This window comes from Pseudomonas sp. SST3 (assembly GCF_003325755.1).
Window position 1 is genome coordinate 22,155 of record NZ_QORI02000009.1, and the last position, 18,388, is coordinate 40,542.

20 protein-coding genes, 1 pseudogene and 2 riboswitches are annotated in these 18,388 nt (G+C 63.3%); of the genes and pseudogenes, 8 read left to right on the forward strand and 13 right to left on the reverse strand.

Features of this window, described 5'->3' with window-relative positions:
• Positions 1–5 precede the first annotated feature (5 nt).
• A complete protein-coding gene (locus DQ405_RS10910) occupies positions 6–623 on the reverse strand; it encodes a cation transporter (protein ID WP_168424249.1) in 618 nt (205 codons plus the stop codon).
• Between the two features lie 101 nt (positions 624–724).
• Between DQ405_RS10910 and DQ405_RS10915 the strand changes: the two genes are divergently transcribed.
• From DQ405_RS10915 to DQ405_RS10940, 7 genes and pseudogenes are all read left to right on the forward strand, one after another.
• A complete protein-coding gene (locus tag DQ405_RS10915) occupies positions 725–1,153 on the forward strand; it encodes a Cd(II)/Pb(II)-responsive transcriptional regulator (protein ID WP_241729938.1) in 429 nt (142 codons plus the stop codon).
• 233 nt (positions 1,154–1,386) lie between these two features.
• Complete coding sequence (locus tag DQ405_RS10920) at positions 1,387–2,157, forward strand: sulfite exporter TauE/SafE family protein (RefSeq protein ID WP_168424250.1); 771 nt, start codon at positions 1,387–1,389, stop codon at positions 2,155–2,157.
• A 360-nt stretch (positions 2,158–2,517) separates the two neighbouring features.
• Positions 2,518–2,760: an exodeoxyribonuclease VII small subunit gene (locus DQ405_RS10925; RefSeq protein ID WP_102837024.1), complete on the forward strand. Its 243-nt coding sequence runs from the start codon at positions 2,518–2,520 to the stop codon at positions 2,758–2,760.
• A pseudogene (gene ispA, locus DQ405_RS10930) lies at positions 2,757–3,643 on the forward strand ((2E,6E)-farnesyl diphosphate synthase). The gene DQ405_RS10925 and the pseudogene ispA overlap by 4 nt, the downstream one beginning before the upstream one ends.
• A 124-nt stretch (positions 3,644–3,767) precedes the next feature.
• Entirely contained in the window at positions 3,768–5,672 is a 1,905-nt protein-coding gene (gene dxs, locus DQ405_RS10935) for a 1-deoxy-D-xylulose-5-phosphate synthase (protein ID WP_168424251.1), read from the forward strand.
• 210 nt (positions 5,673–5,882) lie between these two features.
• Positions 5,883–6,096: riboswitch (cobalamin riboswitch) on the forward strand.
• Positions 6,052–6,183 (forward strand): hypothetical protein, encoded by a 132-nt coding sequence (locus DQ405_RS28540; RefSeq protein WP_446730876.1) that lies wholly within the window; start codon positions 6,052–6,054, stop codon positions 6,181–6,183. (Overlaps the previous riboswitch by 45 nt.)
• Positions 6,184–6,195: 12 nt before the next feature.
• Positions 6,196–8,061: a TonB-dependent receptor domain-containing protein gene (locus DQ405_RS10940; protein WP_168424252.1), complete on the forward strand. Its 1,866-nt coding sequence runs from the start codon at positions 6,196–6,198 to the stop codon at positions 8,059–8,061.
• Positions 8,062–8,084: 23 nt separating this feature from the next.
• On the opposite strand, the gene DQ405_RS10945 is transcribed toward DQ405_RS10940, so the two are convergent.
• The 10 genes from DQ405_RS10945 to DQ405_RS10990 form a co-directional block, all read right to left on the reverse strand.
• Complete coding sequence (locus tag DQ405_RS10945) at positions 8,085–8,888, reverse strand: cobalamin-binding protein (protein ID WP_168424253.1); 804 nt, start codon at positions 8,886–8,888, stop codon at positions 8,085–8,087.
• Positions 8,885–9,304: a hypothetical protein gene (locus DQ405_RS10950; RefSeq protein ID WP_168424254.1), complete on the reverse strand. Its 420-nt coding sequence runs from the start codon at positions 9,302–9,304 to the stop codon at positions 8,885–8,887. Before DQ405_RS10950 ends, DQ405_RS10945 begins: the two co-directional genes overlap by 4 nt.
• Entirely contained in the window at positions 9,301–9,918 is a 618-nt protein-coding gene (ribA, locus tag DQ405_RS10955; RefSeq protein WP_168424255.1) for a GTP cyclohydrolase II, read from the reverse strand. Before ribA ends, DQ405_RS10950 begins: the two co-directional genes overlap by 4 nt.
• Positions 9,919–10,110: 192 nt before the next feature.
• Positions 10,111–10,758, reverse strand: a complete 648-nt coding sequence (locus DQ405_RS10960) for a retropepsin-like aspartic protease family protein (RefSeq protein ID WP_168424256.1) — start codon at positions 10,756–10,758, stop codon at positions 10,111–10,113.
• A gap of 196 nt (positions 10,759–10,954) precedes the next feature.
• Positions 10,955–11,455: a phosphatidylglycerophosphatase A family protein gene (locus DQ405_RS10965; protein WP_168424257.1), complete on the reverse strand. Its 501-nt coding sequence runs from the start codon at positions 11,453–11,455 to the stop codon at positions 10,955–10,957.
• A 40-nt stretch (positions 11,456–11,495) separates the two neighbouring features.
• Positions 11,496–12,458: a thiamine-phosphate kinase gene (gene thiL / locus DQ405_RS10970; RefSeq protein ID WP_168424406.1), complete on the reverse strand. Its 963-nt coding sequence runs from the start codon at positions 12,456–12,458 to the stop codon at positions 11,496–11,498.
• An 11-nt stretch (positions 12,459–12,469) separates the two neighbouring features.
• Positions 12,470–12,955: a transcription antitermination factor NusB gene (gene nusB / locus DQ405_RS10975; protein ID WP_168424258.1), complete on the reverse strand. Its 486-nt coding sequence runs from the start codon at positions 12,953–12,955 to the stop codon at positions 12,470–12,472.
• Positions 12,952–13,428, reverse strand: coding sequence for a 6,7-dimethyl-8-ribityllumazine synthase (gene ribH, locus DQ405_RS10980; RefSeq protein WP_021206703.1), 477 nt, complete (start codon positions 13,426–13,428; stop codon positions 12,952–12,954). Before ribH ends, nusB begins: the two co-directional genes overlap by 4 nt.
• Positions 13,429–13,492: 64 nt before the next feature.
• The gene (gene ribBA, locus DQ405_RS10985) at positions 13,493–14,572 is read right to left on the reverse strand and encodes a bifunctional 3,4-dihydroxy-2-butanone-4-phosphate synthase/GTP cyclohydrolase II (protein WP_168424259.1); all 1,080 of its coding nucleotides are present in this window, start codon (positions 14,570–14,572) and stop codon (positions 13,493–13,495) included.
• Between the two features lie 11 nt (positions 14,573–14,583).
• The gene (locus DQ405_RS10990) at positions 14,584–15,246 is read right to left on the reverse strand and encodes a riboflavin synthase (protein ID WP_168424260.1); all 663 of its coding nucleotides are present in this window, start codon (positions 15,244–15,246) and stop codon (positions 14,584–14,586) included.
• A gap of 119 nt (positions 15,247–15,365) precedes the next feature.
• A riboswitch (FMN riboswitch) is annotated at positions 15,366–15,539 on the reverse strand.
• A gap of 467 nt (positions 15,540–16,006) precedes the next feature.
• Here DQ405_RS10990 and DQ405_RS10995 point away from each other — a divergent pair.
• Positions 16,007–16,774: a hypothetical protein gene (locus DQ405_RS10995; protein ID WP_168424261.1), complete on the forward strand. Its 768-nt coding sequence runs from the start codon at positions 16,007–16,009 to the stop codon at positions 16,772–16,774.
• Positions 16,775–16,802: 28 nt separating this feature from the next.
• Here the strand turns inward: DQ405_RS10995 and ribD are convergent, their stop codons facing one another.
• Both ribD and nrdR read right to left on the reverse strand, forming a co-directional pair.
• Entirely contained in the window at positions 16,803–17,918 is a 1,116-nt protein-coding gene (gene ribD, locus DQ405_RS11000) for a bifunctional diaminohydroxyphosphoribosylaminopyrimidine deaminase/5-amino-6-(5-phosphoribosylamino)uracil reductase RibD (RefSeq protein WP_168424262.1), read from the reverse strand.
• Positions 17,915–18,382, reverse strand: a complete 468-nt coding sequence (gene nrdR / locus DQ405_RS11005) for a transcriptional regulator NrdR (protein WP_168424263.1) — start codon at positions 18,380–18,382, stop codon at positions 17,915–17,917. Before nrdR ends, ribD begins: the two co-directional genes overlap by 4 nt.
• Positions 18,383–18,388: the final 6 nt, after the last annotated feature.

Sequence of the window (18,388 nt, forward strand, 5' to 3'; positions counted from 1 at the left end):
CGTCGTTAACGAACTGCTTGCAGCTCCTGCCGCGCCTGACGTACCACAGAGTAACCGGCGGACAATGCCAGCCCCGCCATGATCAGCGCGACGAGAAAGTCCGGCCAGCCGGAACCGGTGCCGAAAACCCCCGCCGCGGCGACCAGGACCGCGATATTGCCCAGGGCATCGTTGCGGCTGCAGAGCCAGACCGAACGCATATTCGAGTCACCCTCGCGAAACGCGTAGAGCATCAGCGCCACGATCACATTGGCGACCAGCGCCAGTGCGCCAATGACGCCCATGGTCAGCGGCTCCGGCACTACGCCGACGTAGATGGACCAGCCGGCCCGGGCCAGAACGAATACACCGAAGGCGAGCATCGACAAGCCCTTCACCAGCGCCGCACGCGAACGCCAGACAAGGCCCATGGACAGCACCGTCAGGGTGATCCCGTAGTTGGCGGCATCGCCAGCGAAGTCGATGGCATCGGCCAGCAGCGAGACCGACCCGGACCGCCATCCGCTGATGATTTCCACCAGGAACATGACCAGATTGATCGCCAGCGCGACCCATAACGCCTTGCGAAAGCCCGGGCTGACCGCGGGGGTTGAACAGCCCGAATCACAACATCTCGAGGACATGGAGTGTCTCCTGAACTATATTCGGAGCCATTGCACACCCTGGAGCAGCTCCAGGGTCAAGCCCACTAAGTTTTGCCCAACGGTCACGACGAGAAGGAGCCATGATGCGCATCGGCGAGCTGAGCACGGCGGCAGGCGTGGACATCGAAACCATTCGCTATTACGAAAAAGTCGGTTTGATGCCCGCCCCGGAGCGCGGCGCCAATGGTTACCGGTCCTATTCGACTCAGCAGCTGGCACAGTTGGTGTTTATCCGGCACTGCCGTGCGCTGGATATCGGATTGGCCGATATCCGCCGGCTGCTGGAATTCTCGAACCACCCGGATGCCAGCTGCGGCGACATTAATCTGCTGATTGACGAGCAGCTCGAACGCGTCCGCGCGCGCCTGGAAAGTCTCCACGCGCTGGAACAGCAACTACAGGCATTACGCAGCTGCTGCACCGGCAACCGTCCAATGCAAGGCTGCGGCATCCTTAACGAGCTGACCAGCACGCGACTGGACGAAGCCCGGCGGCCCTCCGACCGTTAGCGGACCTGCAGGCGAGGCAGGCGAGGCAGGCGAGCGTGACATAGCCATTTTCCGCCCGACAAATGTCGCTGCCCCGCCGCGTTTAGAGCCGCGAAACAGCCGCGGTCAGTTTGCTTGGAGGGGCGGGATCGGTTGTGTGGCGCCCCTGGCATCGGAGCGAGCCCTAATCTCCTCGCGCTTGGCGAAGCGCAACGGCAGAGATAATCTGCGTCTTTTTGCCGCGAGCCCCACCGATGCCCCTGTTCGACATGCTGCTACTCATCGCGGCCGGTTTCGCTGCCGGTGGCATGAATGCCCTGGCCGGAGGCGGCACCTTCTTCTCGTTTCCGGCGCTGCTGGCCACCGGCCTGCCGCCCGTCACGGCCAACGCGACCAATGCCGTGGCGCTCTGGCCCGCCAGCCTCGCCGGCGCTTGGGCGGCACGCTCGGCGCTACGCCCACTGGGTCGATATCTCGTTCCGCTGCTGCTGGCCGGGTTGGTCGGTGGTCTGCTCGGTGGCCTGTTGCTGCTCGCCAGTGGCGATGACGTGTTCAGCCTGCTGATTCCCTGGCTGCTGCTCGTCGCTACCGCTCTGTTCGCCGCCAGCCCCTGGCTGAGTCGCTGGCTGGCGGCCCGCCGCAAGGAAGCGAGTGCAGTACCGCCGCATGCGCCTGCATCGCTCGCGGCGCATGCCCTGGTATCCATATACGGTGGTTATTTCGGCGCCGGCATGGGCATTCTGCAACTGGCAGCGTTTTCCATCGAAGGTCACCAACTGGTCCGTGCCAACGCGCTGAAGAACCTGATCTCAGCCGTCATCTACAGCGTCGCCACCGCCACCTTCATCATTGCCGGACGCGTGAGCCTGTACGAACTGGCTATTCTGCTGATTGGCACCACGCTTGGTGGTTATGCCGGAGGGGCGCTGAGCAAGAAGCTGCCAGCCACTTGGCTGCGCACCTTCGTCATCGTGGTGGGCAGCACCATGACGCTCTACTATTTCCAGGCCATATACTGGCGCTGAGCTGCGCTAAGGGTCTGTTGACGTTTCGCTCGCGTCCGCGCCGTAGCCTGTTTTTGCGCGGGGCAGGGCATGAGAAGAGAAGTTTGGTTATTCCAAATGAACGACGAATAACGCCGCACCGCGCTAAAGCAGGCCCGGCCCTTCGGGTTGCGCGGCAAATGACGCCATGCGGCGTTGCGGGACTTGGCAAGGGAACAACCATTACCTGCGTCCCGCGCCTTGCCTGGCGTCATTTGGCGCAGCAACGCGGATCGCGACGAAACATCAACAGACCCTAGCCCGGGCGGCTTATGGCTTATGCGGCCCAGCTCTGCTAGTGTCGCGCCCGTTTCAGAGCAGCCGCAGAGAACAGGTTCCGCCATGGCCCGCAAGAAAGTCGCCCTCGATTTCGAACAATCCCTCGCCGAGTTGCAACAGTTGGTCGAGCGTCTGGAAAGCGGCGAGCTCTCGCTGGAGGATTCGCTGACCTGCTTCGAGCAGGGCATCGGTCTGACCCGCGATTGTCAGGCCGCACTCAGCCAGGCCGAGCAGAAGGTTCAGATCCTGCTCGAGCGTGACGGCAAGCTGCAGGAAGCGCCCTTCGAGGTGGACCCGGAAGCATGATCGGCGACTACCAACAGCGCTGCCAGCAACGTGTCGACAACTGCCTCGATACGCTCTTCACCCCACCACGGCCACAGCTCGAGCGCCTTTACCAGGCCATGCGCTACAGCGTCATGAACGGCGGCAAGCGCGTGCGCCCACTGCTGGTTTACGCCGCCTGCGAGGCGCTCAAGGGCGATAGCGCCCAGGCCGATGGCGCCGCCTGCGCCGTCGAGCTGATCCATGCCTATTCGCTGGTGCATGACGACCTGCCGGCCATGGACGACGACGACTTGCGCCGCGGCCAGCCGACCACTCACAAGGCGTTCGACGAAGCCTGCGCGATCCTCGCCGGCGACGGCTTGCAAACCCTGGCCTTCGAAGTGCTGGCGACCGAGGCTCACAACCCACAGGACCCGGCGCTGCGCCTGGAAATGGTCACCAGCCTCACCTGCGCGGCGGGTCGGCCGGGATGGTCGGCGGGCAGGCGATTGATCTCGGATCGGTCGGCCGCAAACTGGATCGTAATGCGCTGGAGCTGATGCACCGGCACAAAACCGGCGCGCTGATCGAAGCCAGCGTGCGCCTCGGCGCCCTGGCCAGCGGTCACTCCGATGCCGGCACGCTTGCCGCCTTGCAGCGCTACGCGCAGGCCATCGGCCTGGCGTTTCAAGTGCAGGACGACATCCTCGACGTGGAGAGCGATACCGTCACGCTGGGCAAGCACCAGGGCGCCGATATCGCCCGCGACAAACCCACCTACCCGGCGCTTCTGGGCATGGACGCAGCCAAGTCCTACGCGCACGAACTACGGGATACGGCGCTCGAAGCCATCGCGCCTTTCGGTGCCCCTGCCGAACCTTTGCGGCAATTGGCCCACTTCATCGTCGAACGCCGCAGCTGAACTCGGGTAATGCGCAGCCGTGCCGCTGACAACAGCGGCGACGACCGTTGATGCCAGGGTCATTCTTCTCGCTGTAACCATCGGGTAAACTGCGGCTCTTTTTTCAGCCAAAACGATTCGCCCGATGCCCAAGACGTTCCATGAGATTCCTCGGGTCCGCCCTGCGACGCCCGTCCTAGATCGCGCGGCCACTCCCGAGCAGCTGCGCCGGCTGGGCGAAGCGGAACTTGAAGAACTCGCCAACGAGCTGCGGCAGGACCTGCTGTACAGCGTCGGCCGGACCGGAGGGCACTTCGGCGCCGGACTCGGCGTGATCGAGCTGACCATCGCCCTGCACTACATCTACGACACGCCGAGGGATCGCCTGGTGTGGGACGTCGGCCATCAGGCCTATCCGCACAAGATCCTCACAGGGCGCCGCGAGCAGATGGGCAGCCTGCGCCAGAAGGACGGCCTCGCCGCGTTTCCACGCCGCAGTGAAAGCGACTACGACACCTTCGGCGTCGGCCACTCCAGCACCTCCATCAGCGCCGCGCTGGGCATGGCCATCGCCGCTCGCCTGCAGGGCAAGAAGCGCAAGTCCATCGCCGTAATCGGCGACGGCGCGCTCACCGCCGGCATGGCCTTCGAGGCCCTGAATCATGCACCTGAAGTCGGCGCCGACATGCTCGTCGTGCTCAACGACAACGACATGTCGATCTCGCGCAACGTCGGCGGCCTCTCCAACTACTTGGCCAAAATTCTCTCCAGCCGCACCTATTCGAGCATGCGCGAAGGGAGCAAGAAGGTCCTGTCACGCCTGCCGGGTGCCTGGGAAATCGCCCGCCGTACCGAGGAATATGCCAAGGGCATGCTGGTGCCCGGCACGCTGTTCGAGGAGCTTGGCTGGAACTACATCGGGCCCATCGACGGCCATGATCTTCCGACGTTGATCGCCACCCTGCGCAACATGCGCGATCTGCCCGGGCCGCAATTCCTGCATGTAGTGACCAAGAAAGGCAAAGGATTCGCTCCGGCGGAAGTCGATCCGATTACCTGGCATGCCATCAGCAAACTTGAACCCGTAGGCGGTCCGGTCACGCCGAAGAAACCCAGCGGTCCGAAATACTCGAACGTCTTTGGCCAATGGTTGTGCGACATGGCCGCCGCCGACCCGCGCCTGACCGGCATCACCCCGGCCATGAAGGAAGGCTCCGACCTGATCGACTTCAGTGAGCGTTATCCGGATCGTTATTTCGACGTAGCCATCGCCGAGCAACATGCCGTGACCCTGGCGGCCGGCATGGCCTGCGAAGGTGCCAAGCCGGTGGTAGCGATCTATTCGACATTTCTGCAGCGCGCCTACGATCAGTTGATCCATGACGTCGCGGTACAAAACCTCGACGTGCTGTTCGCCATCGACCGCGCCGGTTTGGTCGGCGAAGACGGTCCGACCCATGCCGGCAGCTTCGATCTTTCCTATCTGCGCTGCATCCCCGGCATGCTGGTGATGACGCCCAGCGATGAGAACGAGATGCGCCGCATGCTCACCACCGGCTATCACTTCGAAGGCCCGGCGGCGGTACGCTATCCGCGCGGCACCGGGCCGAACGCGATCATCGAGCCCGGCCTCGAGCCGCTGGAAATCGGCAAGGGCGTGGTGCGCCGTAAGGGTGGCAGCGGCAGCGGCCGACCGGTTGCTCTGCTGGTTTTCGGCGTGCAGCTGGCCGAAGCGCTACAGGTCGGCGAAACACTCGACGCCACCGTGGTCGACATGCGCTTCGTCAAGCCGCTGGACGAGGCGCTGGTGCGGCAAATGGCCGATAGCCACGAACTGCTGGTGACCATCGAGGAAAACAGCATCATGGGCGGGGCCGGCAGTGCCGTCGGCGAGTTCCTCGCCGCTGAAAATCTGCAGAAGCCGATCCTTCATCTGGGCCTGCCGGACTACTACGTCGAGCACGCCAAGCCCAGCGAGATGCTCAAGGAATGCGGGCTCGATGCCACCGGTATCGAAGCGGCGATCCGCGCCCGGCTGGCTCAGCTCTGACACCCTGCTGCGCTGGGTACGCCTGTACTCAGCGCAGCCTCCCGCCTGCTCGGCATTACCAAATCCGTCACATCACGACGGCACACGGGTGCCTGCCAGTGCGTCGGCGTTCCTTCCCGCTACGCCTGGTCACGCCTCTCCTCGCGCAAACTTTTTCCCGGCGCCACGCGCTTTGCTTGTTTTTCTCCCGAGCAGCCCTTAAGGTTCCCGCGATTTCTGATCCGCCCAGGTGTGCACGACCGCAAGGTCCGCATTAAACGGGAAGCCGGTGCGCTCGATGAGCAAGGCCGGCGCTGCCCCCGCAACGGTAATCGACCGTGATCCCTTGGATCACCGCCTGCTCAACCGCCACTGTGCCCTGCATGGGAAGGCGAGCAGGGTGCGTGTCGAAAGCCCGGAGACCGGCCTGGCGGATTCGACTGGTGTTGCGGAGGGCAGCACCGTCAAGCGCGGCTGTCTGTCTCTGTCCTCGCGCTTGTTCCTGCCCTCCTCAAAAGCGCTGTTCTTTTGAGGATTGTTCCTGATGAAAATGTCCCGTCTCGCGCTGGCTGTGGCGCTGTTACCCGGCGCACAGGCCGTTGCTGCCGATACCAGCCATGAACTGCCAAGCATGCTCGTCACCTCGGCCCGCCAAGCCGAACCGCGCACGCAGGCCACCGCTGCCAATACGGTGTTCTCCCGTGCGGATATCGAGCGGCTACAGGCACGTAGCGTGCCTGAATTGCTTCGCCGAGTACCCGGCGTCAGCTTTTCGAGCGCCGGCGGGGTACCTCAACTATCCGTGCGCGGTACCAGTACAGCGCAAACGCTGGTTCTGGTCGATGGCCAGCGAATTGCTTCTTCGACCAGTGGCTTCGCCCGCCTCGACTATCTGGCCATCGACAATATCGAACGCGTCGAAGTTATCCGCGGTCCTCGCTCGTCGCTTTACGGTGCCGATGCCATCGGTGGCGTCATCCAGATCTTCACGCGCAGCGGTGAGCCGGGCTTGAATCCGCAAGTACGCCTGGCCGCCGGCAGCGACCACGCCTTCCAACGCAGCCTGAACCTATCCGGCGGTACCCAGCAGACCCGCGTGCACCTCGGGGCCAGCCTCGATGAGCGCGAGGGTTTCGATGCCACCCGTGACGAGCGTGGTGCCGACCGCGACGACGATGGCCAGCGCACCAAGGCGCTGCACCTGAAGCTGGATCACCAGTTCGACGCCAACTGGAGGGCGGGCCTGAGCCTCAACGACCAGCGCGGCGAGAATGAGTACGACGACGCCTACGAATTCGCCCCCGGCGCACCTCAGGACGAGTTTCGAGTCAGCAGCTATAGCGGCTATCTAGACGGGCAACTGAGCGATGCGTGGAACAGCCGTTTGGAGCTGGGTCGCAGCTTCGACCGCAACCGCGCGGTGGACTCGGCCTATAACGACAGCCTGCTGGAAACCACCCGCCACTCGGCCGCCTGGGTCAACCGCTTCTCGCTCACCGAACAACAGCAGCTAGCGCTCGGGACCGACTGGTACGAGGATCGCCTGGATACCACCACGGCCTATCAGGAAGACAGCCGCGACAATCTCGCCTTCTTCGCCCAGCACAGCTATCAGGGCGACGACTTCGGTACCGAGCTGGGCCTGCGCCACGATGACAACCAGCAGTTCGGCAGCCACAACAGCTGGAACGCAGCCTTCAGCTTGCCAGTCGGCCAATCGCAGCGATGGATACTGAGCTATGGCGAAGGCTTTCGCGCGCCAACCTTCACCGACCTCTACGCACCACCGGCCTGGGGACCCAACCCGGACCTGGAACCGGAGACCTCGAAGACCTACGAGCTGCAGTGGCGCGCCGATTTCAACGGTACGCTGCTCGAAGCATCGCTCTACCGCACCGACGTTGAAGACATGATCGCTTGGGGCGGTCGTCAGATCGAAAACATAAACCACGCTCGAATCAACGGGTTCGAGGCCAGCGCGGCCGGTGAGCTGCTGGGTTGGCAAGCCAATCTCGGACTGAGCATCATCGATCCACGCGACCGGGACAGCGACCGGGTGCTGCCACGTCGTGCCAAGCGCACCTTGAGCCTTGATCTGGACCGCCAGTTCGGCACGATCGGCGTCGGTGCGACCTGGCAGGCGTTCAGCCAACGCTTTGATGATGGCCCTGTCAACACCAATTTCCAGTCCGAGCGCAGCACCATTCCGGGTTATGCGGTACTGGACCTGCGCACCAGCTGGCAGGCCACGCCTGAACTGCGTTGGGAGGCCAAGCTGGCGAACGTACTGGACAAGGACTACCACCAAGCGCTGTACCAGCGCACCTTCGCCGACATGGACAGCGTTTATGGTTACCGCGAACAGGGCCGCACCGGCCTACTCGCAGTCATCTGGACGCCAGTGCTGTAACGCACCTCAACGGTGGCGCTCGTTCAGGGCGCCGCCCGCGCCATCACCGCGCAGAGCTTCCCGATCGCCCCGAGCATCTGGAAGCTAGGCCTTTCCAGCCCCTTGTCGGGCACTTCCCAAAGTTGCCCCTTGCGCACCGCAGCCAGCTGCGGCCAGGTCTTCCATTCGGATAACTGTGCGCCGCTACCCGCCAGAATCACTTCAGGGTTGCGCGACAGCACGGACTCGATGCTGACCTGAGGCGCTGGCAGCAGGAGATCGGCAAACACATTGCGGCCGCCGCAGACTTCGATGGCATCGCTGATGATTTGTCGACCGCCGAGTGTGTACAGCGGGCGGTTCCAGATCTGATAGAAGACCGCCAGCGGTTGCTCACGGTGGTAACGCCGGCGCAACTGACCCAGCCCCTGCTCGAAACGTCGCGCCAGCGCCCGTCCCTGCTCACCCCGCCCAACCCGCTCGCCAATCATTGCGAACTGCTCGGCCAGCTGGGCGAGCGACACCGGCTGCGCAACCAGCACCGGTATGCCGAACTGCGCCAACTGGTCGCGTTGTGCGTGGCTGATGCTGTCCGGCCGGAGCAATACCAGCGTTGGCTGCAACGCTAGCAAGGTTTCCATTTCCAGCTGGCCCAGGCGTCCCACGGATGGCAAACCGACCAGCGCGCCCGGCCGCTCGCCACCGTCGAGCACGCCCACCAGCAGATCGACGGCGTCCAGCTCCAGCATGATTTCACTCAGCGAGGGCGCCAGGCTGACGACCCGCTCGGAGGCGCTAAGCAGCGGCGAAAGTAACGACACCACGACCAGCAACGCTACTCGCATCATTGCAGCTGACGCGGAATGCGATAGAGCACTAGCAGCACCAGGCTGCCACAGACCAACAGCACCTGTGCGACGGGCTCAAGCCCGAGCGGCGCCCCGATCGCCGCCAGCCAAGCCGGTAGCGCTGCGATCCACAGTGCCCGCAACCGAACGGCACGCAGCGCCATCCATGCCGACGATTCGTCCCCGGTATCCAAACCCTTTTCGGTGGCGATCAAGGCGTGCTTGTAGGCGGTGAAGCGGGGCAAATTGAGAAACAGCGAGGCCAGACCGATGATGAACAGCGGCAAGGCGAGCGACTCGCCGAAGCGGCCAGCCAGCTCGGGAAGCTGGCGACTGATGAGCACCGGGGCTATGACCAGCAGCAGAGACAGCCAGCCATCGCGAGAAAGCTGGCGGCGGGCGGCCGTACGGTTCACGACTGCTCGGCTTCGCCCTGATGGATCTCGCCGAGCATATGGCCGAGCTTGCCGGCCTTGGTGGCGAGATACTTGTGGTTGTGCGGATTGTGAGCAATCTCGAGCGGCATGCGCTCGGCGACGCGGATACCGAAGCCCTGCAGCGCCTTGACCTTGCGCGGGTTGTTGGTCATCAGCTTGATTTCGGAAATGCCCAGATGCTCGAGCATCGGCAGGCAGATCGCGTAATCGCGCATATCAGGCGCGAAGCCAAGGCGCTCGTTGGCCTCGACGGTATCGGCACCACCGTCCTGCAGCTCGTAGGCTCGGATCTTGTTCAGCAGGCCGATGCCACGACCCTCCTGGCGAAGATAGAGCAGCGCGCCGCGCCCTTCTTCCGAAATCGCACGCAGTGCGGCTTCCAATTGAAAGCCACAATCGCAGCGCAAACTGAATAGGGCATCGCCCGTCAGACATTCAGAGTGCAGGCGCCCCAACACGGGCTTGCCATCGGCAACATCGCCCAGCGTCAGTACGACATGCTCTTTGCCGGTGTCCTGATCGAGAAACCCATGCATGGTGAACACACCGAACGGCGTCGGCAATTTGGAAGCGGCGACGAACACGACAGACACCGGAGAAACTCCAGAAGGCAGAAAGCGGACATTGTAACAGCAACCGCAAGCTGGAAGCTGGAAGCTGGAAGCTGGAAGCTGGAAGCTGGAAGCGAATCAGTATGGCGGCGCCCAGCGCCTGGCAAGCCTAACCGCTGCTGTACGATCTATGGTAGCTAGAGCTTCAGCCTTTTCGCTGCAAGCTGTGCCTTCTCAGATCTTCGACTCGAGCTTCAGCACACCTTGATCCTCGCGCCAGCTGACTCGACCGAGAAAGCTCATGCCCAGCAGCGCGTCAGACGGAGCCGCACCCTCCACGACTACTGCCTCGACACCCAGCACATCAATTGTGCCGACCTTGACGCTATTGAGCTGCACTCGCCAGGCCTTTGCGGTGCCGCTGGCCGTATTGACCACCATCTGCCGGCCATCGACCCGATAGTCGATGCCCAAACGTCGCGCCTGGATCTCATTGATCGCCACGGAGGTAGCGCCGGTATCGACGAGAAACTGCACTGGCTGCGCGTTGATCGAGCCGGCCACCCAGTAATGACCGCCCTGCCCCTGAGCGATGCTCAATTGTCGCCGTTCGGGCTCGGCGAAACCGGCGCTGAGTTCGCGGCTTAATCCATATTGGCGCTCGATACCCTCGACGCGCAGCACCGCACCTTTCGAGTCGGCGCTCAGCACTTCCACGCCGCCCGGCCCCACCTGACCCACCCGAACCAGTTTGCGTTGGCCATCGACATTCAACACGGCAGCGCCAGGAAACAAGCCAACCACCTGCACCCGCGGCGCCGCCGCGCTGCCATACGAAAAAAGCAAGAGGTTGGCGGCGAGCATCAAGACAATGGCGCGCATCAGCGGAGCTTCCTTGAGACGGGTAGGTCGGCATTCTTCCATGAGCCTGACCACCCTTACAGCGACCAGACGCACAGCTTGAGCCAGGCGGCCTTTGCGGTAATCCGTTTATCCATAGCTCAAGCCTGCCCGAAACCTCGCCGCAGCTTCACAGATAGGCCCAAATCGGCGAACTTGAGGTTACCAGCTAACAGCTCTAGCCCAACCACAACACCGCAAGGTGCATCAGGCCGCAAGCGGCCAAGCCGGCGAGAATGTCGTCGAGCATGATGCCCAGCCCGCCGTGAATCTGCCGATCGACCCAACTGATCGGCCAAGGCTTGAGGATATCCAACAGGCGAAATACGACGAAGCCGAGCAGCAACCAGTACCAGCCTGCGGGAACCAGCCAGAAGGTGATCCAGATGCCGGCGAACTCATCCCAGACGATACCTTCATGGTCATGCACCCCCAGATCCTGGGCGACCTTACCGCACAGCCAGATGCCGAACAGCATGCTGGCGATGATCACCAGCCCGTAGCCCCAGCCTGGCAAGGCCTGCCACAGCGGCACGAACGCCAGGGCCGCCAGCGAACCCCAGGTGCCGGGCGCCTTCGGCAGCGTTCCAGAGCCCAAGCCGAACGCCAGGTTGTGCCAGGGGTTGCTCCATACCGAGAGTGGAATCGGTTCGGCGGTGGGCTGCAGCGAATCAGTCAAACGGCTGTCCTCTCTATTCTGGCGGAGCTATCCGAGCCGCTCAGCCACTGAAATGGTTGTAACCCTGACTGGCGAGAGTGATCGCCTGGCCATCGGCATTCAGCAGCTGCACGCCCGTTCCGGCTGCAACATGCCCGATCACATGAAGCGACCAGCCATCGGCCTGCAGGGCCGGCAGCTGTTCGGCGGGCAAGGTAAATGCCAGCACGTAATCATCACCGCCCGTCAGGCCATGCTGCAGTGCTTGATCATGTCCAGCGAACCGTACCAGGGCGTCCGACAAGGGTAGCTTCTGCTGTTCGATGCACAACAAAACGCCGGACGCGGCGGCGATATGTCCGCAGTCAGCCAGCAGACCGTCGGAAATATCCAGTGCCGCGCTCGCCTTGCCGCGCAATGCCTGCCCCAGCGCCAGCTGTGGTTGCGGCAACCAGTAGCGCCTGAGCAGCGCCGCCGCTTCGGCGGTGCCCTGCTCGCGCTCACCCAGCACGATCGGCAGCGCGCCAGCTGCATCGCCAAGAGCCCCACCGACACAAAGCAGATCGCCCGGCTGCGCGCCGCTGCGCAGTAGCGCCTGGCCGGCTGGTACCCGCCCGAACACCGTCAGGGTCATGCTCAGCGGGCCACGCGTGGTATCGCCGCCAATCAGGCGCATGGCACAGCCCGCCGCCATCGCGTCGAGGCCACGAGCGAACTTGGATAGCCAACCGGGATCGGCCGCAGGAAGGGTCAGGGCGAGGGTAAAACCGATGGGCGTCGCGCCCATGCCGGCCAGATCGCTGGCAGAAACCGCCAGCGCACGCTGGCCAAGCAGGTAGGGATCGCAGGGATCGGGGAAGTGCACGCCGGCGACTAGCGTGTCGCTGGAAACCGCCAAATGCTCGCCCGCTGGCAAAGCCAGCAAGGCGCAGTCATCTCCGATGCCCAACGCCACATCACCGCCCGCCCTGGCGCAAGCGGCGGCGGCGAAGTAGTGGCGGATCAGCTCGAACTCACCCATCAGGCCGTGCAGGCTCAGCGCTTGTGAGCGCTGACCTCGGCACTGCGAAGACTGGGCGCCAGCTTGTCCAGCACACCGTTGACGAACTTGTGTCCGTCGGTCGCGCCGAACACCTTGGCCAGCTCGATGCCCTCGTTGATCACCACCCGGTAGGGTACGTCGATGCGATGCATCAACTCGTAGGTGGACAGGCGCAGAACAGCCAGTTCCACCGGGTCGAGTTCTTCGAGCGGCCGATCGAGGTGAGGCACGATGGCGCCGTCGACTTCGGTCTTGGCACGCGCCACACCGGTCAGCAGTTCATGGAAGTAGTTGCCGTCGACGCCGGAGAAATCGTTGTCGACGCGAAACTGCGCCTCGATTTCGTTGAGGCTCTGACCCGCCATGTGCCACTGATAAAGCGCCTGCATCGCCAGGCTGCGCGCCACACGGCGTGTGGCGATCTTGCCCTTGGCCTTGGGCTGGGGAGCGTCCTGGCTGTCGTCGTGATTCAGGCTCACTTGGCCTCCAGCTGCGCCAGCAGGCTCACCATTTCCAGAGCGGAGAGTGCGGCTTCGGCGCCCTTGTTGCCGGCTTTGGTGCCGGAGCGCTCGATGGCCTGCTCGATGGAATCGACGGTCAGCACGCCGAAAGCGACCGGCACGCCGAACTCCATGGAGACCTGCGAAAGGCCCTTGGTGCATTCGCCTGCAACGTATTCGAAGTGCGGGGTGCCGCCGCGAATGACCGCGCCGAGGGCGATAATGGCGTCGTATTCACCCTGCTGGGCGACTTTCTGCGCCACCAGCGGAATTTCGAAGGCACCCGGTGCGCGGATGATGGTGATGGCGTCTTCACGTATGCCGTGGCGTACCAGCGCATCGACAGCGCCGCTCACCAGGCTCTCGACAACGAAGCTGTTGAAGCGGCCAACGACCAGGGCGAACTTGCCCTGCGGGGCGATGAAGGTACCTTCGATGGTCTTCAGTGTCATAGGTGGTTTCTCATCTCTTTAAAGAACGAAGGCGCCGCGTTTCGTCGCGGCGCCCTGGCATCACTTATTCGGCGGGCAGGTATTCTACAACTTCCAGATCAAAGCCGGATATCGCGTTGAACTTCATCGGCGAACTCATCAGTCGCATCTTGCGTACGCCAAGGTCCCGAAGAATCTGCGAACCTGCCCCAACCGTGCTGTAGGTCGCCGGCGTCGGGAGTTGCTGGCGGTTGAGCTGAGCCAGCAGTTGCGGACCGGTCAGCGGATTGCCCAGCAGCAGCACCACGCCACTGCCAGCCTTGGCCACTTCACTCATCGCGGCGCGCAGGCTCCAGCGTCCCGGCACGGTCACCAGCAGCAGATCGCGCAACGGCTCCATATTGTGCACACGCACCAGCGTCGGGTTTTCCGGCGATATCTCACCGCGGGTCAGCGCCATGTGCACGGTGTCTTCCACACCGTCGCGGTAGGTGACCAGCTTGAATTGTCCCAACTCGGTTTCCAGCGGCTGCTCGGATACTCTCTCGACGGTACGCTCGTGGATCATTCGGTAATGGATCAGGTCGGCGATGGTGCCGATCTTGAGGCCATGCTGCTCGGCGAACAGCTCCAGCTCCGGACGACGCGCCATGGTGCCGTCGTCGTTCATGATTTCGCAGATCACGCCGGATGGTTCGAGCCCGGCCATACGGGCCAGATCGCAAGCCGCCTCGGTGTGACCGGCACGCGCCAGTACTCCACCAGGCTGGGCCATCAGCGGGAAAATATGACCGGGGCTGACGATATCCTCGGCCACCGCGTCTTTCGCCACGGCCGCCTGCACGGTGCGGGCGCGATCAGCAGCGGAGATGCCGGTGGTGACGCCTTCGGCGGCTTCAATGGAGACGGTGAACTTGGTGCCGAAACCGGAGCCGTTGCGCGGCGCCATCAGCGGCAGCTGCAGGGTTTCGCAGCGCTCACGCGTCATTGGCATGCAAATCAGGCCGCGTGCGAAACGGGCCATGAAGTTGATGTGTTCGGCGGTCACGCATTCGGAGGCGATGATGATGTCGCCCTCGTTCTCGCGGTCCTCGTCATCCATGAGGATGACCATCTTGCCGGCGCGGATGTCTTCGATCAGTTCTTCAGCGGTGTTCAGAGCCATTTGGCCAGTCCTTACTTGTTCAGATAGCCGTGTTCGGCCAGGAAGCTTTCCGTCAGACCGGAGGCATTCGGCTCGGCCGCCTTGTCGCCCAATAGCAGGCGCTCCAGGTAACGGGCCAGCAGATCCACTTCCAGATTCACCTGCCGCCCGGGCCGGTAGTCGACCATGATGGTTTCGGCCAGGGTATGCGGGACGATGGTGAGTTCGAATTCGGCGCCGTTCACCGCATTGACGGTGAGACTGGTGCCGTCAACGGTGATCGAACCTTTGAGCGCGATGTACTTGGCCAACTCGCGCGGCGCGCGAATGCGGAACTGCACAGCGCGGGCATTTTCCTCGCGTGCCACCACCTCGCCGACACCGTCGACGTGACCGCTTACCAGGTGGCCACCGAGACGGCTGGTTGGCATCAGCGCCTTCTCCAGATTCACCCGGCTACCGGTCTTGAGATCAACGAAAGCCGTGCGCGCCAGTGTTTCGCGGCTGACGTCGGCCCAGAAGCCGTTGCCCGGCAGTTCGACTGCAGTCAGGCAGACACCGTTGACCGCGATGCTGTCGCCGAGCTTCACATCGGCCAGGTCCAGCTTGCCAGTCTCGACCAGCACCCGCACGTCGCCGCCCTTGGGCGTCATCGCACCAATGGTTCCGATGGATTCGATTATTCCGGTGAACATGCCGCCTCCCATGGAAGGCTGTTGAAACGATGCATATGACGAACTCCTGTTTTGGATAAAACAGGGCGCTGCAGATCGATAGGGAGTAGACGTGCGCACGAACGGCGCCCGTCGAGGCATCCCGCTCTCTCTCATCCGGACTATACCGTCGGCCCCGGAATCACACCGGGTCTGCTGACCTTGCCTGAGCAAGCGCTCGCGGGCTAGACGCAAACTGAACGCTACTGCGCTTCAGCCCTAAGAACTGCGCCATCACCGCCGGTGGGGAATTTCGCCCCGCCCTGAGAACGTGGACCGATAATGGCCCGGCGCAGTTTTTACCACAGATGGGCCATTTCTGCAGCCGGCAAACGACCTTTGGCCGCGACGCAACAAAAAACGACGTAGCGCACGAGCCGCTTTCGCGGGAAGCCCGCGCCGGGCGAAGCGCTTGAGTACCGAGCTGACCCGTTCGCTGCGGAACGCGCCCCTCGGAATTGGTTACTCGGCGCTTTATCGTCGCCCGGACTGCCCCGCAGATTTACAAGCGCAACGCGAACTACCGTTGCGCTTGTTTGTCCATACCCATCGCAGCGCCTAAGGAACATGCGTTCAGAGGCGATGGCAGAACAAGACGATCAGGATGGAACGTCGCTCCGGCATTCATCGCACCGATACGCCGAGCCAGGATCAGCTCGTATTTTGACGATCCCCCGTGCAGATCAGGCCGCGATCAGGAACACGCTCCGGACCATTTATTCATGTGCCGAGAGAGATGGATATGTCAGGGGTTGCGACTACGGAGCGGACGGCTGCGCAATGGGCGGCGGAGATCGACTCCAATGGCTTCACGGTGCTGGAAAACTACCTTTCGCCTGAAATGCTCGAACAAGCCCGCGTTTTCATCGAGCAGCAGGCGGCTAGCCGTGACGGCGAGTATTTCGCGGTCCACGGCATCGAAGCATTAAGCGGCAGCGTCATGGCGAGCCTGGCGCTTTCTGCGCCATTCAAGGAAATGCTGGCGGACCTCTATCAGCTCCAGGCTGGCCGAGACCCTTCCGCGACGGAGCAGGTCTTCCCGGTGATCCGCTGCCTACAGGGCCGGAGCGGGCTCAGGCAATCGCATTTTTACCATTTCGATGCCACCGCGATCACTGCGCTGCTCCCCTTGTTCATCCCTACGGAGGGCGAGCACTGTGGAGACCTGATCATCTTTCCGAATATCCGCCCCGTCCGTTTCAATGCCCTTCTCAACGTGATCGAGAAAGCACTGCTGCACAACACCCTCAGCCAAAAACTGGTCGCCTTTGCGGTCCGGCGTGGCTGGCTCTCACCGATCCGTCTGAAGTTGGTTCCAGGCAATCTCTACCTGTTCTCGGGCTACCGCAGCCTGCACGCCAACGACCAGTGCGACCCCGACATGCTTCGCGCGACCACGCTGTTCCACTTCGGCAACCCTCACCATGACAGCCTGCTCGCGCGGCTGGTGCTGGGTACCAACAAGCGTCGCGCCAAGTTGGATCACAATGGCCTCAAACCGGCGAATTGAGTAAGCACGCCCCTAGCGGGCCATGCCTTCAGGCATCAGTGGTCGGGTGGGCAATGATGCGCCAGTCGTCGCCGACCGCACGGATACTCTCGATCTTCAAACCAGGGGCATCGCTCATGTGCGTCAACGACAGATCCAGCAGCGGGCGTGCCGAGGAACCGAGGAATTTGGCGGCGACGAAGATCTGGTACTCGTCGATCAGCCCCAGGGCGGCGAAGGCACCGGCGAGACGCGGGCCGGCTTCGAGCAACACTTCGTTAGCGCCGCGACTGGCAAGCTCGCGCAGCAGGCCGCGCAGGTCGACACGGCCGTCGCCGCTGTCCAGCTCCAACACCTCATGACCGGCAGCGCAGTACGGCTCGGTGCGACCGGCTGTGGATGTCGCTACCAGCGCGGCGCCGGCCTGGAAGAAGGCGGCACTCAATGGCACCCGCAACCGGCCATCGATCAACACCCGCAGCGGCGGGCGCTGCATCGCCAACGCGGTGAGTTCGCCATCCAGCCCCAGCTCGGCAGCGCGCACCGTCAGGCGCGCCTGATCCATCAGCACCGTATCGGCGCCCGTCAACACCACACTGGATTGCGCACGCAGACGCTGCACCTCGGCGCGAGCGGCCGGGCCGGTGATCCACTGGCTTTCTCCACTGGCCATGGCGGTGCGGCCGTCGAGGCTCATCGCCAGTTTCGTGCGTAACAGCGGTAGGCCGGTTTCCATGCGTTTGATGAAACCGGCATTCAATGCCCGCGCTTCGTTTTCCAGCACACCGCTGGCGACCTCGATGCCTACGCTCTGCAGGCGAGCCAGCCCACGGCCGGCCACTTGTGGATTGGGGTCTTGCATGGCGGCCACCACGCGTCCGACGCCGGCGCTGACCAATGCTTCGGCGCAGGGCGGCGTGCGTCCATGATGGCTGCACGGCTCGAGCGTGACGTAGGCCGTGGCGCCGCGGGCGCGCTCACCAGCCTGACGCAGCGCATGCACCTCGGCGTGCGGCTCACCGGCACGTACGTGCCAGCCCTCACCGATCAGCTCGCCATCGGCGACGATCACACAGCCGACTCGAGGGTTGGGATGCGTCGAATACAGGCCCTTGCGCGCCAACTGCAGCGCACGAGCCATCCAGGCGTGGTCGGAGGCGGTCATTCGTTTTTCACGGGCTCGCGGGAAAGGCGATCGATTTCCTCACGGAACTCGTTGAGGTCCTGAAAGCGGCGATAGACCGAAGCAAAACGAATGTAGGCAACTTCATCGAGCTTCTGCAGCTCGACCATCACCAGTTCGCCCAGCACCCGCGACTTGATTTCCCGCTCGCCGGTGGCGCGCAGACGATGTTTGATATGCGCGATCGCCTCTTCCAGACGCTCGACACTGACCGGGCGTTTCTCCAGCGCGCGTTGCATGCCGGCACGCAGCTTTTCTTCGTCGAACGGCTGCCGGCTGCCGTCCTGCTTGATCAAGCGCGGCATGACCAGCTCGGCGGTTTCGAAGGTGGTGAAACGTTCGCCGCAGGCGAGGCACTCGCGGCGACGGCGCACCTGATCGCCCTCGGCTACAAGGCGCGAATCGATGACTTTGGTGTCATGTGCACCACAAAAGGGACAATGCATGGGTTA

What these genes read in the sequence shown, in the direction of transcription:
- DQ405_RS10910 (WP_168424249.1), bottom strand. Translation starts at nt 623, where the DNA reads ATGTCCTCGAGATGTTGTGATTCGGGCTGTTCAACCCCCGCGGTCAGC.
- DQ405_RS10915 (WP_241729938.1), top strand. Translation starts at nt 725, where the DNA reads ATGATGCGCATCGGCGAGCTGAGCACGGCGGCAGGCGTGGACATCGAA.
- DQ405_RS10920 (WP_168424250.1), top strand. Translation starts at nt 1,387, where the DNA reads ATGCCCCTGTTCGACATGCTGCTACTCATCGCGGCCGGTTTCGCTGCC.
- DQ405_RS10925 (WP_102837024.1), top strand. Translation starts at nt 2,518, where the DNA reads ATGGCCCGCAAGAAAGTCGCCCTCGATTTCGAACAATCCCTCGCCGAG.
- dxs (WP_168424251.1), top strand. Translation starts at nt 3,768, where the DNA reads ATGCCCAAGACGTTCCATGAGATTCCTCGGGTCCGCCCTGCGACGCCC.
- DQ405_RS10940 (WP_168424252.1), top strand. Translation starts at nt 6,196, where the DNA reads ATGAAAATGTCCCGTCTCGCGCTGGCTGTGGCGCTGTTACCCGGCGCA.
- DQ405_RS10945 (WP_168424253.1), bottom strand. Translation starts at nt 8,888, where the DNA reads ATGATGCGAGTAGCGTTGCTGGTCGTGGTGTCGTTACTTTCGCCGCTG.
- DQ405_RS10960 (WP_168424256.1), bottom strand. Translation starts at nt 10,758, where the DNA reads ATGCGCGCCATTGTCTTGATGCTCGCCGCCAACCTCTTGCTTTTTTCG.
- ribH (WP_021206703.1), bottom strand. Translation starts at nt 13,428, where the DNA reads ATGACACTGAAGACCATCGAAGGTACCTTCATCGCCCCGCAGGGCAAG.
- ribBA (WP_168424259.1), bottom strand. Translation starts at nt 14,572, where the DNA reads ATGGCTCTGAACACCGCTGAAGAACTGATCGAAGACATCCGCGCCGGC.
- DQ405_RS10990 (WP_168424260.1), bottom strand. Translation starts at nt 15,246, where the DNA reads ATGTTCACCGGAATAATCGAATCCATCGGAACCATTGGTGCGATGACG.
- DQ405_RS10995 (WP_168424261.1), top strand. Translation starts at nt 16,007, where the DNA reads ATGTCAGGGGTTGCGACTACGGAGCGGACGGCTGCGCAATGGGCGGCG.
- ribD (WP_168424262.1), bottom strand. Translation starts at nt 17,918, where the DNA reads ATGACCGCCTCCGACCACGCCTGGATGGCTCGTGCGCTGCAGTTGGCG.
- nrdR (WP_168424263.1), bottom strand. Translation starts at nt 18,382, where the DNA reads ATGCATTGTCCCTTTTGTGGTGCACATGACACCAAAGTCATCGATTCG.